Origin of the sequence: uncultured Psychroserpens sp. (assembly GCF_947501425.1) — a bacterium.
In the GTDB taxonomy this organism is placed as follows: Bacteria; Bacteroidota; Bacteroidia; order Flavobacteriales; family Flavobacteriaceae; genus Psychroserpens.
The window spans coordinates 104,103-119,201 of record NZ_CANMVN010000008.1; the positions used below are offsets into that span (position 1 = coordinate 104,103).

Here is a 15,099-nt window from a genome sequence, read left to right on the forward strand (position 1 = left end):
AAAATTATTTAGTTCTATTATAAATCGGCAGATAAATTAAAGACAATCCACCCAATACAATAATCATAAATGTTTGAGAGGACCACATGATCCAACCAAAAGCTAAACTTGGTTCTTTGGCAATGGCAAATATTGAAAATGCAGCATAAACAGCTACAGGGTAAGACCCAATACCTCCATTTGTTGCAGCAATACTAAAACTAGCAGATATAAAACCAATAAGAACCGCAGCGACAGGAAGATTTGAAGTTTCTGGAATTGACAAAGTAGTAATATAAAACATTAATATATACATAGCCCAAATAAAAAGCGTATGAAAAATAAATGCCCATTTATGTTTCATCTTAAATATACTAAGAACTCCTTCAATTAATCCATTAACAAAGGTTCTTACTTTAACTGCAAACTTAGAGCTACTCCTCTTGATAAATAATAAAAAGAGACCACCTAACACCAAAAGACCTATACCAGCTATAATGATTTTGTAGGGATCGAATCGTTCAGAAAAAAACTGATAGATAAAATCAAATTCAAGAAAGAGGGTTACTACAATAATGCCTAACATCACAACCATATCAGCAATTCGTTCAGCAACAATAGTCCCAAAACCTTTTTCAAAAGGCACACCTTCATAATTGGTTAAAATAGTTGCTCGAGTGATTTCGCCTGCTCTTGGAATAGTATAATTAACCAGATAGGTTGCAAAAACAGCCATAATACTATTGGGTAATCTCAGCGTATAACCCATTGGCTCTATCATAAATTTCCAGCGATAGGCTCTTGATAAATGACTCATAAGCCCAAATAACAAACCAAATGTTATGTAGGTATAATCAGCGTTTTTAAAATAGAAAATAAGTTCTTCAATGGATATTTTCGACAATGAATACCATACTAAGGCAACTCCTAATAATAAGGGTAGTGTTATTTTTAGGAGTTTAGCTGTCTTTTTGTCCAAAAGTCTATTTTAATAAGTTAGTGGCTTCATCAGGAAATACTAATGAAGGTTTGAATACTTTAGCGGCTTCAATATCCATAAACGCATAAGTGATCAAAATCAGAGTATCTCCTACAGCTACTTTTCGAGCTGCAGCTCCATTTAAAGTAATCTCACCACTATTGCGTGGTCCTGGAATACAATATGTCTCTAAACGTTCGCCATTGTCGTTATTGACAATCTGAACTTTCTCACCTTGAATAATATTTGCAGCTTCCATTAGATCTTCATCAATAGTGATACTACCAATGTAATTAAGGTCGGCTCCTGTTACTTTTACTCTGTGAATCTTAGATTTTACTACTTGAATTTGCATGAGGCAAAGATAATTAATTTAGTGCGATATTATCTATAAGTCTAATATCATCTGCATATACAGCAATAAATGCTCTGTATGCCTTTTTGTTTGATTTTCGTTTTACAGTTTTAAGGGTTTTAGCATCTGCAATAATGAAATATTCTAATTCTAATAACTCATGTTTAGCAAATTCTTTCTCAACCCATTCTGTCACCATATTAGCACTTTTTGTGCCAAACTTCTCTTTGGCTGTCTTTAAGGTTTTGTAAATAAACGGTGCTGCTGCTCTATACTCAGGTTTCAATCTTGTATTTCGAGAACTCATGGCCAATCCATCTTTAGCTCTGTATATTTTACAACCATTGACCTTTACTGGAATCTGATACTTTTCAACTAATTTTTTAATAATCATTAACTGTTGAAAATCTTTTTCTCCAAAATAAGAATTATCTGGCCTAACAATTTCAAAAAGTCGTTTCACAATAGTTCCTACACCATCAAAATGACCATCTCTAAATTTGCCCTCCATTTCATGTTCTAAACCATCATATGAAAAGGAATTAGAGGAAACTTCTGCTCCATAAATATCTTCAACGGTAGGTGCGTAAACTATGATTCTTTCTTCGGAAATATCTTTGAGAAGTGCAACATCACTATCTAAAGTTCTCGGGTATTTTATAAGATCTTCCTGGTTGTCAAATTGCGTCGGATTTACAAAAATACTAACCACGACACTAGTATTGTGTTTTAAACCTTCTATTATTAATGAAGCGTGTCCTTGGTGTAAAGCTCCCATTGTTGGAACAAAACCAAGTGTTTTTTCTTCAGACTTTAATTGATCAACATGAGCGATCAAGTCTGTTTTATTTTTAAAAATCTTCATACACTAACAAAAGTTTAACAGCCTGCAAACTTAATATTTTACTAGCAATCTGCATAAATTTTTGTAATTTTGCATGTTTTTTATTTATAATTCCAAAAACGATAGATTTATGAAAGATAAGAGAATATTGTATGTGTCATCTGAGGTTGTACCATATTTACCAGAAACTGAGATTTCTTCAATGTCATTTGAAGCTCCAAAAATGGTAAACAAACAAGGAGGACAAATACGAATATTTATGCCACGTTACGGAAATATAAATGAAAGAAGACATCAACTACATGAAGTGATTCGATTATCTGGTATAAATTTAGTAATCAATGATCTGGATATGCCGTTAATAATTAAAGTGGCTTCAATTCCGAAGGAAAGAATTCAAGTGTATTTTATTGATAACGAAGAATACTTCAAAAGAAAAGCAACACTTACAGATGAAGACGGAAAATTATTCCCAGATAATGACGAACGTGCTATTTTCTTTGCTAAAGGTGTCATAGAAACTGTTAAAAAATTGAACTGGTCACCAGATATTATCCATGTCAATGGATGGCTAGCCTCATTATTACCACTGTACCTTAAGGAATTTTACAAGAATGAGCCTTTATTTACAGAAAGTAAAATTGTGACTTCCATATACAATCAAAGCTTTGATGGTACGTTAGATAAGAACATGATCAATAAAGTAAAGTTCGATAACGTAGATGAAGAGAAAATCAAGTCGCTTGAAAACCCAACCTATAACAATCTAATGAAGATAGCTATAGATCACTCTGACGCCTTAGTAAAAGGTTCTGAGGATTTACCAAAAGAGCTTGATGACTATCTCGATAGTTCTGAGAAGCCTGTTTTAGACTATTTCCCATTAGAAGATTTTGCTGACCATTACACAGAATTTTACAACACTAAAGTACTAGATTAGTCAAAAAACATTTATGAAAAATAAGAAAAATGCCCTAAGGAACTTGGCAGTTTTAACGCTTATAGTAAGCTGTTTTATTGCGTGTGACAAGGATTTTGCTAATATCGATTCTGATATTATTAATAATGAGAATGCAACGCATTTCAATACAACTTCAAGAGATTTTGATGTTATTGCTTACACTAAATCGCTAGGTCCAGTTCAAACTGATGGCTTACCAGTAAATTTTTTAGGAGTTTATAGAGATCCTATCTACGGAACAACAACCGCTAGTATTGTGACCGAAGTAGAATCGTCTATTATTAATCCAACATTTGGTACTAATGCCGTTTTAGACTCTGTAATATTGAATATCCCATACTTTAGCACACCCACATCTGTTGAAGATGACGGCGAAACTATTTATGAATTAGATTCAGTGTTTGGAAGTGCTCCTATCAAATTATCCATTTTTGAAAGCAATTACTTTTTAAGAGATTTTGATCCTTCGGGAGAGATTAGTGATACTCAAAACTATTATTCAAACATGAGTACTGGTCTTGATTTTATAAGCTCAGCTCAATTGGAAGCAACTCCGATACTAATAGAAGACGATGATCCAGACGAAGCAAATGTAAACATCATAAATAATTTTATTCCAAGTCCAGAACAGATTAGACTAGAAGATGAAGAAGGAGAATTAGTAAACAGAATTGTTCCAGCACTACGAGTGAAATTAGACACAACGTATTGGAGAACTAAAATTTTTGATAAAGAAGGTGAGCCTGAATTAAGTAACGCCAATAACTTCAACGATTATTTTAGAGGCATCTATTTTAAAACAGAAGCTATCAACAACAACGGTAACCTATCGCTTCTTAATCTAGTCGCTCCAAATGCAAATATAACTATCCATTACAGGAGAGATAATGATGTTGAGGGTGAAGATCCTGTTAACTCAACCCTTGTGATAAACTTCAGAGGCAATAGAGTTAATTTTATTTCCAACGACTTTAATATCCAATCTGGTAATGACATTACAGGTGATGAAAACCTATTCTTAAAAGGTGGACAAGGATCAATTGCTGAAATAAAGCTATTCAATGGAGAAGATCTTGATGATGACAACACCAATGATAATGCTTTTGAAACTTTCAAAAAAGAATTTGTTGAAACTGATGAGGATGGAAATTTTATAAGCAGTAAGAAACTTATAAATGAAGCCAATCTCGTGTTTTATGTCAATCAAGATTTGGTAAATGCTGATGAACCTGAAAGAATATATCTATACGATGTTGATAATAACTCTCCGTTAACTGACTACTTTTTAGATAATGCAAACACCTCTTTTCCTGAATTTTCGCTAATCAATCATTTAGGTAGATTACAACGATACGGAGATGAGCCAACTGCCCAAGGAGAAAAGTATAAGATCAAAATCACCGAACATATTAACAATTTATTATTAAGAGATTCGACAAATGTTAAACTCGGCCTTTCAATTTCTGGCAATGTAAATTTAGAGGGTAACGCTCAGCAATTTGATGTGCTCAACGGTTCAGATACTGAAGAAACTGTGCCACTAAGTTCTATTACCTCGCCAAGAGGAACGATACTGATCGGAAACAATACTTCTAATGAGGAAAAAAAGCTATATTTAGAAATATTTTTTACAGAACCAAACAACTAAATTATTATGTGTGGAATCGTCGGTTACATAGGTCATAGAGAAGCTTACCCAATAGTACTTAAAGGGCTTAAAAGACTTGAGTACAGAGGATATGACAGTGCAGGTATAGCGCTTTATGATGGTACAGATATAAAATTATCAAAAACCAAAGGTAAAGTTGCAGATCTGGAAGATAAACTTGAAAAGGAAATATCAACTACTGGATCTTTAGGCATTGGGCATACACGTTGGGCTACACATGGTGTTCCAAATGATATCAATTCTCACCCACATTATTCTAATTCTGGAGACTTAGTCATCATTCACAACGGTATTATAGAAAATTACGAATCTCTAAAAAAAGAGCTTATAAAGAGAGGCTACACCTTTAAGTCTGATACTGATACCGAAGTTCTTGTAAACCTTATCGAAGATGTTAAAAAGAATGAAAACATCAAACTTGGAAAAGCTGTTCAAATTGCACTAAACCAAGTAATTGGCGCATATGCCATTGCTGTTTTTGATAAAAATAAGCCTAACGAAATTGTGGTTGCCCGTTTAGGAAGCCCATTAGCTATTGGTATAGGAGATGATGAATTCTTTATAGCCAGTGACGCTTCGCCTTTTATTGAGTATACCAAAAATGCTATATATCTTGAAGATGAAGAGATGGCAATTATACGTCGTGATAAAGGTGTTAAAATTAGAAAAATTCATGATGATTCTTTAGTAGATCCTTATGTTCAAGCTCTAAAATTAAATTTAGAGCAAATTGAAAAAGGAGGCTACGAACATTTCATGTTGAAAGAAATATATGAGCAACCTAGTGCTATTTTAGACACCTTTAGAGGCAGATTGCTTACTGATAAAGCCATCATAAAAATGGCAGGTGTTGAGGACAATATGAAAAAATTCCTTAATGCTAATAGAATTATCATCGTAGCTTGCGGAACTTCATGGCATGCTGGATTAGTTGCCGAGTATATTTTTGAAGATCTGGCTCGAATTCCTGTTGAAGTTGAATATGCTTCCGAATTCAGATACCGAAACCCAATCATAACAGAAAATGATGTGTTAATTGCTATTTCTCAATCTGGAGAAACAGCAGATACACTTGCTGCAATTAAGCTTGCCAAATCTAAAGGCGCTTTTGTCTTTGGAGTCTGCAATGTCGTTGGATCATCTATAGCGAGAGAAACTCATGCTGGGGCTTACACGCATGCAGGTCCAGAAATTGGTGTAGCCTCTACAAAAGCATTTACTACACAAATAACTGTTTTAACTCTTATGGCTCTGCGATTAGCAAGAGCTAAAGGAACCATATCAAGTTCAGATTACAGACATCACCTAATTGAACTTGAGCTTATTCCTGAGAAAGTAAAAAAAGCTTTAGAATCTGACGATTATGTCAAAAGTATCGCAGCCATATATAAAGATGTACATAATTTCTTGTACTTAGGAAGAGGTTATAATTTCCCAGTAGCTTTAGAAGGTGCTTTAAAACTGAAAGAGATCTCTTACATCCATGCTGAGGGTTATCCAGCAGCAGAAATGAAACATGGTCCCATTGCCCTAATAGATGAAAATATGCCAATAGTTGTTATAGCAACTAAGAAAGGGCATTATGAAAAAGTGGTAAGTAATATTCAGGAGATTAAATCCAGAAAAGGAAAAATCATAGGTATTGTAACCGAAGGTGATAAACAAGTGAAAGAACTTGCTGATCATGTAATCGAAGTTCCAGAAACTATAGAATCATTAACGCCTCTATTGACAACTATTCCTTTACAGCTATTATCTTATCACATAGCACTCATGTTAGGAAAAAATGTTGATCAACCACGTAATTTAGCAAAAGCAGTAACTGTAGAATAAACTAAATACAAATTCTAGAATGTCAAAAAAGCTAAAAATAGATAATCATCATTTTTAGCTTTACTTTTTTGCAAAAATATCGTTTTTAGCTTCTTTTTTTATGAAATGACTATTATGCACGCATAATTTTATACTTTTTTTCATTTCAGTATCATTAAATTATTTATATTGCTTTACTAAATTTAACTAATTCCCTAAAATGAAGACAATTTTAAAGATTATGATGCTGTTTTGTTGTGCGTTTACTTTTGCACAAACAACAGTTAAAGGTAAAGTTACAGATAATAATGGTGTCCCTCTTCCTGGAGCCAATATCATTATTATAGGAACAACTTCGGGTGCCATTACAGATTTTGATGGAAACTATATGCTAATTGTTGATCGAGATCCTCCTTTTTCAATTCAAGTAAGTAGTGTTGGATTTGAAACAGTTACCAGAGAAGTCACAACAAACCCTCAAACCATAGACATCACAATGGTTGAAGGCACAACTCTGGATGAAGTTGTAATTTCAGCTTCCAGAACACCTGAACGTATTTTCGAATCACCAGTAACTGTAGAACGTTTTGGTTTAAAAGAAATCAAAAACACAGCTTCTGCAGACTTTTACGATGGTTTAGAAAATCTAAAAGGTGTGGATATCAATACCAACAGTTTAACCTTTAAATCTATAAACACTAGAGGTTTCGCAACATTTGCTAATACACGTTTTATGCAATTAGTAGATGGTATGGATAACTCTGCTCCTGTTTTAAACTTCCCATTAGGTAACTTACTAGGGATGACAGAGACAGATGTCCTTAGCGTAGAATTATTACCTGGTGCTTCTTCTGCTCTTTATGGTGCAAATGCCTTTAACGGTATTTTATTTATGAGAAGTAAAAACCCGTTTGATCACCAAGGCATTAGTGGTTACGTAAAAAGAGGTATTACTTCACAAGAAGCTGCAGGAGATAATACATACACAGATTTGGGTATTAGAATGGGTTACAAATTCAGCGATAAGTTTGCAGCTAAAGTGAATTTTGGATACTTAAAAGGAACCGATTGGTTTGCTACAGATACTTCAGGTAAAGATGATGATAACCTAATCAATCCAAACAGTACCAGAGCTAACGATATCAATTATAACGGTATTAATGTCTATGGTGATGAAGTTAGTACCAATATCAAAGATGTTGCTGTTATTTTAGAAGGTCTAGGTGTTTTACCATCTGGAGCTAATGCACTAGTACCATCGGTAGATGTGAGTAGAACAGGTTACGATGAACGCGATTTAACAGACTACGGAGCAGAGAGTATTAAAGCAGATTGGGGATTATACTTCCGCCCTTTTGAAGATGACTTTGAAATTCAGTATGTTGGTAAAATTGGTTCAGGATCAACAATATATCAAGGAGGAAATAGATATTCAATCAGAAATTTCTTCTTACAACAACATAAACTAGAAATTAAGAATGATAACTTCTTTGTAAGAGGTTATATGACTGAAGATAAAGCTGGAGATTCTTACGATATGTTCTTTACTGGTATCAATATTAACAGAGCATGGAAAGATGACAATACATGGTTTGGCGAATATACTGGTGGTTATGTTCTGGCTACATTAGCAGGAGCAACAAACGAAGCTGCACATGCTGCAGGTAGAGCTGCCGCTGAAACTGGACGTTTAATTCCAGGGACTCCTGAATTCCAACAAACTTTTGATAGAATTACAAGTGATCCAGATTTAAATACAGGATCTAAATTCCAAGACAATTCAAGAATCTATCATGCAGACGCAAACTATAACTTTACACATCTTTGGGATGTTGCTGAAGTACAAGTTGGTGGATCTTACAGACAATATTCATTAAATTCATCTGGAACAATCTTTACAGATGCTGATGGGCCTATTAACTATTCTGAAGTAGGTATCTATACTCAGGTGCAAAAATCATTAGAAATTTCTGAAACTGTTGATTTAAAATTGACAGGTTCTGTGCGATATGATAAATCAGAATTATTTGACGGATTCTTCTCACCAAGACTTTCAGCAGGATTCACCATTAACGATAATCATAATATTAGAGCGTCTTACCAAACAGGATTTAGAAACCCAACAACACAAGATCTTTACATTGGTTTAAATTTAGGTATTATCAACCTTGTTGGTGGAGCCGAAGACAATCCAGATCGTTTTGTTAGAAACTATGCTTTAAGTCCAACCGGAGCAGCATTATTAGGTCAAAATTCTATTGATTTCTCAGGACAAGGAGCTTACACGAATTCTTTCTTTTCAAGTTCTGTATCTAATTTTAGTCAATCTCAAAACCCAGCCGACTTAGAAGTTGCTAATTCAAATTTTGCAAAACCTGAACAGGTGAAATCTTTTGAAGTTGGATATCGAGGAAAGTTAAACAAGATTATTATTGACGCCTCAGCTTACTACAATGCCTATACAGACTTCTTATCAAATGAGCAAGTTATTGCACCTTTCTATGGAGATGTGCAATTACAACAAACAGCTCCAGATGGTGTAACACCTCTAGCTGTTGCAGCAATTGCAAATGGTGACTTCGATGTATACAGAACATATACAAATTCTGATGTTGATGTCAACTCCTATGGAGCAGCCATTGGTTTAACTGCTAAAGTATTTAACGGATTTGACCTTGGTCTTAATTACACCTATGCTAAGTTAGATTTTGACGAAGAGAATAATCCTGATTTCCAAACAAACTTCAACACACCAGAACATAAAGTAAAAGCCTCTTTTGGCAATACTGAGTTATTTAAAAACTTTGGTTTCAATGTCGCTTGGAGATGGAGCGATACTTATTTCTGGGAAGCTGGTTTTGGTGATGGACAAATTCCTGCATTCCATGTTGTGGATGCACAGCTCAACTATAGAATCCCTAGCTTAAAATCTGCGTTTAAAGTTGGTGCTTCTAACTTATTACAAGATGAGTACAGAACAGCAATCGGTACAGGTAATGTAGGATCAATATACTACGTGTCTTGGGTAATCAATAACTTATAAGAACTAAAAAACATACTATAACAATGAAACATATTAAATATATATTGCTCTCTGCAATCCTCATTGGATTCACTTCTTGTAGTGATGATGACAACACAATGGTTGATGAACCATTACCAGAGCTAACAGCTGGTTCAGCTAATCTATCAAATTATGTAGCTCTTGGAAATTCTTTAACAGCAGGATTTACAGATAATGCATTATTTATAGCTGGTCAGGAAAACTCATTTCCTAATACCTTAGCACAAAAATTTGCATTAGTTGGCGGAGGAACTTTCACGCAACCTTTAGCTAGTGATAATGTTGGAGGCCTGTTACTGGGTGGAAGCCCTGTTCTAGATCCAGTAACTGGTGAGAGATTATTTGCTCCAAGATTGGTTTTTAATGGCTCAGGACCTGCACCATTAGAAAGTTTAAATCCTGCAGCAATGTCTACAACTGATTTTGCTTTGAATAATCCAAGCGGTCCATTTAACAACTTAGGTGTTCCTGGAGCAGCAAGTTTTCATTTACTTGCTCCTGGTTATGGTAGCTTAGCAAATTTTCCAGCTGCTGCTAACCCTTATGCTATCAGAGTAGCTGGTAATACTGACACATCTATATTAGAATTAGCTATGGCGCAATCGCCATCTTTTTTCTCATTATGGATTGGTAATAATGATGTATTAGGTTATGCAACTTCCGGTGGTTCTACAGGTGCTTTAACAGATCAAGGTACTTTTGATTTTGCATATAGTACATTAATTTCAACCTTAACATCATCTGGAGCTCAGGGTGTTGTTGCTAACATCCCAGATGTTACATCTATACCATATTTTACAACAGTTCCACATAACCCTTTAGACCCAACAAACCCTAGTTTTGGTCCACAAATCCCAACACTAAATGGTATTTTCGGTCAACTAAATCAAGTATTTGCTTTTTTAGGTGTCCCAGAACGTAGTATTGTATTTTCTCAAACAGCTGCTAGCGCAGTAGTTGTTCAAGATGAAAGCTTACCAAACCTAGCAAATGACATTACAAATGTGTTTCTTGCTAGCCCAACCTTTCCTGCCTTCGTACAATCTTTCGGATTACCTGCTGAAGCAGCTCCACAAGTCGCAGGTCTTTTAGGTTTGGTTTATGGTCAAGCAAGACAAGCAACTTCTGACGATTTATTGGTTTTAACAAGCGCCTCTGTAATAGGTTCAGTAAATGAAGACTTTGCGGCATTTTTAGGATCACAAGGCTTACCTCCTGCTCTTGCAGGTCAATTTGCTGTTGAGGGTGTATCATTACCATTATCAGATCAATGGGTATTATTACCATCAGAACAAGCTGAAGTTGCTCAGGCTACTTCAGGCTTCAATGCTACTATTGCTGCTAGTGCAAATCAAGCTGGATTAGCTTTTGTAGATGCGAATGCTCTTCTCAATCAACTAGCTAGTGGAGGAATAACTGATGGAGATTTTACATTAACATCTAGTTTAGTTACAGGTGGTGCTTTTTCTTTAGATGGAGTACATCCTACAGCTAGAGGTTATGCACTAATTGCAAACCAGTTTATGAGAGCTATTGATGCAACCTATGGATCAAATTTTGAAGCGTCTGGTAATTTTGTAGATCTAGGAAATTATCCAACAAATTACTCGCCTGCATTGCAATAATAGCAACAAAAAATATACTCTAAAAACACCTTCATTTCGAGACCTCGAATGAAGGTGTTTTTTTATACGCAAAAAAGCCTCAAAAATTACTTTAGTTTTAAATTAAAAGATATATCTTTGCAGCGCGAAAAACGAATGTTTTTTCAATCGAAATATCTAAACATTAAACACATAAGTAATGTCAAAAGTTACAGGTAAAGTTGCACAAATAGTAGGTCCAGTTATCGATGTTGAATTCGGAGCTGGTGCTGAACTTCCAAAAATCTATGATTCTTTAGAAATTAAAAACGCTGATGGTTCTATATTAGTACTTGAAGTACAATCTCACATTGGTGAGAATACTGTACGTACTATTGCGATGGACTCATCGGATGGTTTAAGTAGAGGAACTGAAGCTGTTGCAACTGGTGCTCCTATTCAAATGCCAATAGGTGGAGATATCTACGGACGTCTTTTTAACGTAATTGGTGATGCAATTGATGGTATTGGAGATTTACCAAAGTCTGGTGATAACGGTTTACCAATTCACAGACAAGCACCAAAATTTGAAGATTTATCAACATCTACTGAAGTTTTATTTACTGGTATTAAAGTAATCGACTTAATTGAGCCTTATGCTAAAGGTGGTAAGATTGGATTATTTGGTGGTGCTGGTGTAGGTAAAACAGTATTAATTCAGGAATTAATTAACAACATTGCGAAAGGACACGGTGGACTTTCTGTATTTGCTGGTGTAGGTGAGCGTACTCGTGAAGGAAATGATTTACTTCGTGAAATGTTAGAATCTGGAATTATCAAATATGGTGATGATTTTATGCATTCTATGGAAGAAGGTGGATGGGATTTATCTAAAGTAGATAAATCTGCTATGAAAGACTCTAAAGCCACTTTCGTTTTCGGACAAATGAATGAGCCTCCTGGAGCTCGTGCTCGTGTAGCACTTTCAGGATTAACTATAGCAGAATATTTCCGTGATGGAGCTGGTGACGGACAAGGAAAAGATGTACTTTTCTTCGTAGATAACATCTTCCGTTTTACACAAGCTGGATCTGAGGTATCTGCATTATTAGGTCGTATGCCTTCTGCGGTAGGTTACCAACCAACATTAGCAACTGAAATGGGTGCTATGCAAGAACGTATTACCTCAACCAAAAAAGGATCTATTACATCTGTTCAAGCGGTTTATGTACCTGCAGATGATTTAACCGATCCTGCTCCTGCAACAACCTTTGCTCACTTAGATGCTACAACAGTATTATCTCGTAAGATTGCTGAGTTAGGTATTTATCCTGCAGTAGACCCATTAGATTCTACATCAAGAATCTTAACGGCTGATATCTTAGGGAATGATCACTACGATTGTGCACAAAGAGTAAAAGAGTTATTACAACGTTACAAAGAATTACAAGATATTATTGCCATCTTAGGTATGGAAGAATTATCTGAAGAAGATAAAATGGCTGTAGGTAGAGCAAGACGTGTACAACGTTTCCTATCTCAACCTTTCCACGTAGCTGAGCAATTTACAGGTATTCCTGGTGTATTAGTTGATATTAAAGAAACGATCAAAGGATTTAACATGATCATGGATGGTGAATTAGATCACTTACCAGAAGCTGCTTTTAACCTTAAAGGAACTATCGAAGAAGCTATTGAAGCTGGAGAAAAAATGCTTGCAGAAGCTTAATCTAAAATTACAGAAATATGCTTTTAGAAATTGTATCACCAGAAGCTACATTATTTAGCGGAGAAGTAACCAGCGTTACCGTTCCAGGTGTTATGGGTGAGTTTGAAATGCTAAATGATCACGCACCTATCATCTCGTTATTAAAAGAAGGTCACGTTAAAATTAATGGTACTATTACTTTGGAAGAAGAGGTTGAAGCCTTATTCAACAAAACTGATAAAGGATTTTGGCTACCAATTACTTCTGGAACAATTGAAATGAAAGATAATAAAGTTATTGTATTAGCCGACTAAGCAATTCTTTATGTTAAATATAAAAAAAGCCAAACATGATGTTTGGCTTTTTTGTTTTTTACCACAGGGCAGTCGTTATACCTTTTTGATCACATTGGTAACAATACCCCAAATCAAAAAATTATTGTCTTCTGTGATATTGATAATCGGGTAATTTGGATTCTCTGGTTGCAACCACACTTGATCATCCGAAACACGTAAGCGCTTAACTGTAAACTCGCCATCTAAAAAACAAACGGCTATTTTATTATTTGCTGGTTCCAGACTTCGGTCAATAACGAGTAAATCATTATCCTCCAGTCCTGCTCCAATCATTGATTGTCCGCTAACACGAGCATAAAACGTAGCTTCTTTATTTTTAACTAACTCCTCATCTAAAGATAAACGCTGTTCTTTAAAGTCGTCTGCCGGAGAAGGAAAACCTGCGGAAATTCCTGCATCAAAAAATTGTGCTGCTGCACCATCAATAGTTTCGGGTGTAAAGAAGGTCAAACTTCCTGATTTGTGTGTAATCATTTTACTACAATAATATCGTTAATATTCGTGGTATATTTTGGAGATAATCGTTCTTGACGCATTTTCCATGTACGCTTCAAATCTTGATTACCTAATTTAATTTTATGGCTTTTATATTTTGTGTTTATGAAATCAATAGATTTCATTAGTGGTTGATGTTTTGGATTTTCAGCATCAAATAAATGTAATTGATGATTGTCTGTAGGCACTATTCCTGTAACAATGACACCTGCCTTTTTATACTCAATTCCCTCTCTAAATATAGAACTTACTGCACTAACTGCACAATTACTTATGATTAAAGATGAATTTGTTGGATACGACAAGTGAACACTTGTACTTGTACGATGCTGTTTGTGTTCCTTTCGAAATGGATTACTGCGTAAGCTTACAATAACAACATGGCAACTTGAACCTTGTTTACGCAATTTTTCAGCACAACTGGTTGCAAACGTAGAGATCCTTTCTTTTATATAGTTGATATCAGAATATGTAAAATCAAAGCTTCTTGTAGTTGCTATGGCTTTTTTATTTCGGGGTTCATCTAGCAAAATTTTAGAGTTTCCCTCTAAATCCTTTTTTAGCTTCCATTCGGTAATAGAAAATGATTTTCGAACCCAATCATCAGATAATTGTGTAAAATCATAAGCTGTTTTACAGCCTTTAGCTTTCAGGCGTTTTTGTAAGTTATAACCAATTCCCCAAACACTACCAATGTCTATCCATTTTAGTGCTTTGATTCGTTTCTCTTCAGAATCTATGACATATACACCACCTGTATGCTTAGGAAATTTTCGAGCGACTTTATTTGCAACTTTAGAAAGTGCTTTGGTTGGTGCTATTCCAACACAGGTAGGAATGCCAGTCCATTTCAAAATACGACTTCGCATCTCATTTCCGTAGTCATTAAAATTATAATAATCAAACCCCTTAAACTCTAGAAATGATTCATCAATACTATACACTTCAACATCTGGAGTAAACTGTTTTAAAATATTCATCACACGACTACTCATATCACCATACAAAGGATAATTTGATGACAGCACATGAATGCCATTGGCCTTACAGAAAGCTTCCCATTTAAATATAGGAGCTCCCATAGGTAAGCCCATAGCTTTTGCTTCATCGCTACGTGAGATTACACAACCGTCATTATTACTAAGAATGGCAATGGGTTGCCCTTGTAAATTAGGGTCGAACACACGCTCGCAAGAGGCATAGAAATTATTACAATCCACTAATGCAAACATATGTGTAAATATACAATAAAATGTTTGAGTTTTAGTATTCTATTTTCGTAAGATTCTTAACT

The 15,099-nt window shown here is 35.0% G+C and carries 12 protein-coding genes; 7 read left to right on the forward strand and 5 right to left on the reverse strand.

From position 1 onward, the window contains the following. Nucleotides 1-4: 4 nt before the first annotated feature. From Q0951_RS13190 to panC, 3 genes are read right to left on the reverse strand one after another with little or no spacing between them, the layout of a single operon-like run. Nucleotides 5-958 carry a lysylphosphatidylglycerol synthase transmembrane domain-containing protein gene (locus tag Q0951_RS13190; protein ID WP_299337611.1) on the reverse strand — a complete coding sequence of 318 codons (954 nt, stop codon included), beginning with the start codon at nucleotides 956-958 and terminating at the stop codon, nucleotides 5-7. Between the two features lie 4 nt (nucleotides 959-962). Further along, the gene (gene panD / locus Q0951_RS13195; protein ID WP_299337614.1) at nucleotides 963-1,313 is read right to left on the reverse strand and encodes an aspartate 1-decarboxylase; all 351 of its coding nucleotides are present in this window, start codon (nucleotides 1,311-1,313) and stop codon (nucleotides 963-965) included. A gap of 13 nt (nucleotides 1,314-1,326) precedes the next feature. Continuing rightward, nucleotides 1,327-2,178 carry a pantoate--beta-alanine ligase gene (gene panC / locus Q0951_RS13200; protein WP_299337616.1) on the reverse strand — a complete coding sequence of 284 codons (852 nt, stop codon included), beginning with the start codon at nucleotides 2,176-2,178 and terminating at the stop codon, nucleotides 1,327-1,329. Nucleotides 2,179-2,287: 109 nt separating this feature from the next. Here panC and Q0951_RS13205 point away from each other — a divergent pair, with 109 nt between their 5' ends. The 7 genes from Q0951_RS13205 (at nucleotide 2,288) to Q0951_RS13235 (ending at nucleotide 13,268) form a co-directional block, all read left to right on the forward strand. Beyond that, a complete protein-coding gene (locus Q0951_RS13205; protein WP_299337619.1) occupies nucleotides 2,288-3,097 on the forward strand; it encodes a glycogen/starch synthase in 810 nt (269 codons plus the stop codon). A 13-nt stretch (nucleotides 3,098-3,110) separates the two neighbouring features. Then, nucleotides 3,111-4,766 (forward strand): DUF4270 domain-containing protein, encoded by a 1,656-nt coding sequence (locus Q0951_RS13210; RefSeq protein WP_299337621.1) that lies wholly within the window; start codon nucleotides 3,111-3,113, stop codon nucleotides 4,764-4,766. 6 nt (nucleotides 4,767-4,772) lie between these two features. Beyond that, entirely contained in the window at nucleotides 4,773-6,620 is a 1,848-nt protein-coding gene (glmS, locus tag Q0951_RS13215; protein ID WP_299337624.1) for a glutamine--fructose-6-phosphate transaminase (isomerizing), read from the forward strand. A gap of 199 nt (nucleotides 6,621-6,819) precedes the next feature. Next, on the forward strand, nucleotides 6,820-9,642 hold the full coding sequence (locus Q0951_RS13220; RefSeq protein WP_299337627.1) for a TonB-dependent receptor: 2,823 nt from the start codon (nucleotides 6,820-6,822) through the stop codon (nucleotides 9,640-9,642). A 23-nt stretch (nucleotides 9,643-9,665) separates the two neighbouring features. Then, a complete protein-coding gene (locus tag Q0951_RS13225; protein WP_299337630.1) occupies nucleotides 9,666-11,288 on the forward strand; it encodes a G-D-S-L family lipolytic protein in 1,623 nt (540 codons plus the stop codon). 178 nt (nucleotides 11,289-11,466) lie between these two features. Then, nucleotides 11,467-12,975 (forward strand): F0F1 ATP synthase subunit beta, encoded by a 1,509-nt coding sequence (gene atpD / locus Q0951_RS13230; RefSeq protein ID WP_299337633.1) that lies wholly within the window; start codon nucleotides 11,467-11,469, stop codon nucleotides 12,973-12,975. Between the two features lie 17 nt (nucleotides 12,976-12,992). Then, the gene (locus Q0951_RS13235) at nucleotides 12,993-13,268 is read left to right on the forward strand and encodes a F0F1 ATP synthase subunit epsilon (RefSeq protein ID WP_299337635.1); all 276 of its coding nucleotides are present in this window, start codon (nucleotides 12,993-12,995) and stop codon (nucleotides 13,266-13,268) included. A gap of 75 nt (nucleotides 13,269-13,343) precedes the next feature. Here the strand turns inward: Q0951_RS13235 and Q0951_RS13240 are convergent, their stop codons facing one another. Both Q0951_RS13240 and Q0951_RS13245 read right to left on the reverse strand, forming a co-directional pair. Then, nucleotides 13,344-13,784 carry a LexA family transcriptional regulator gene (locus tag Q0951_RS13240; protein WP_299337638.1) on the reverse strand — a complete coding sequence of 147 codons (441 nt, stop codon included), beginning with the start codon at nucleotides 13,782-13,784 and terminating at the stop codon, nucleotides 13,344-13,346. Next, entirely contained in the window at nucleotides 13,781-15,037 is a 1,257-nt protein-coding gene (locus Q0951_RS13245; protein ID WP_299337641.1) for a Y-family DNA polymerase, read from the reverse strand. Before Q0951_RS13245 ends, Q0951_RS13240 begins: the two co-directional genes overlap by 4 nt. Between the last annotated feature and the right edge of the window lie 62 nt (nucleotides 15,038-15,099).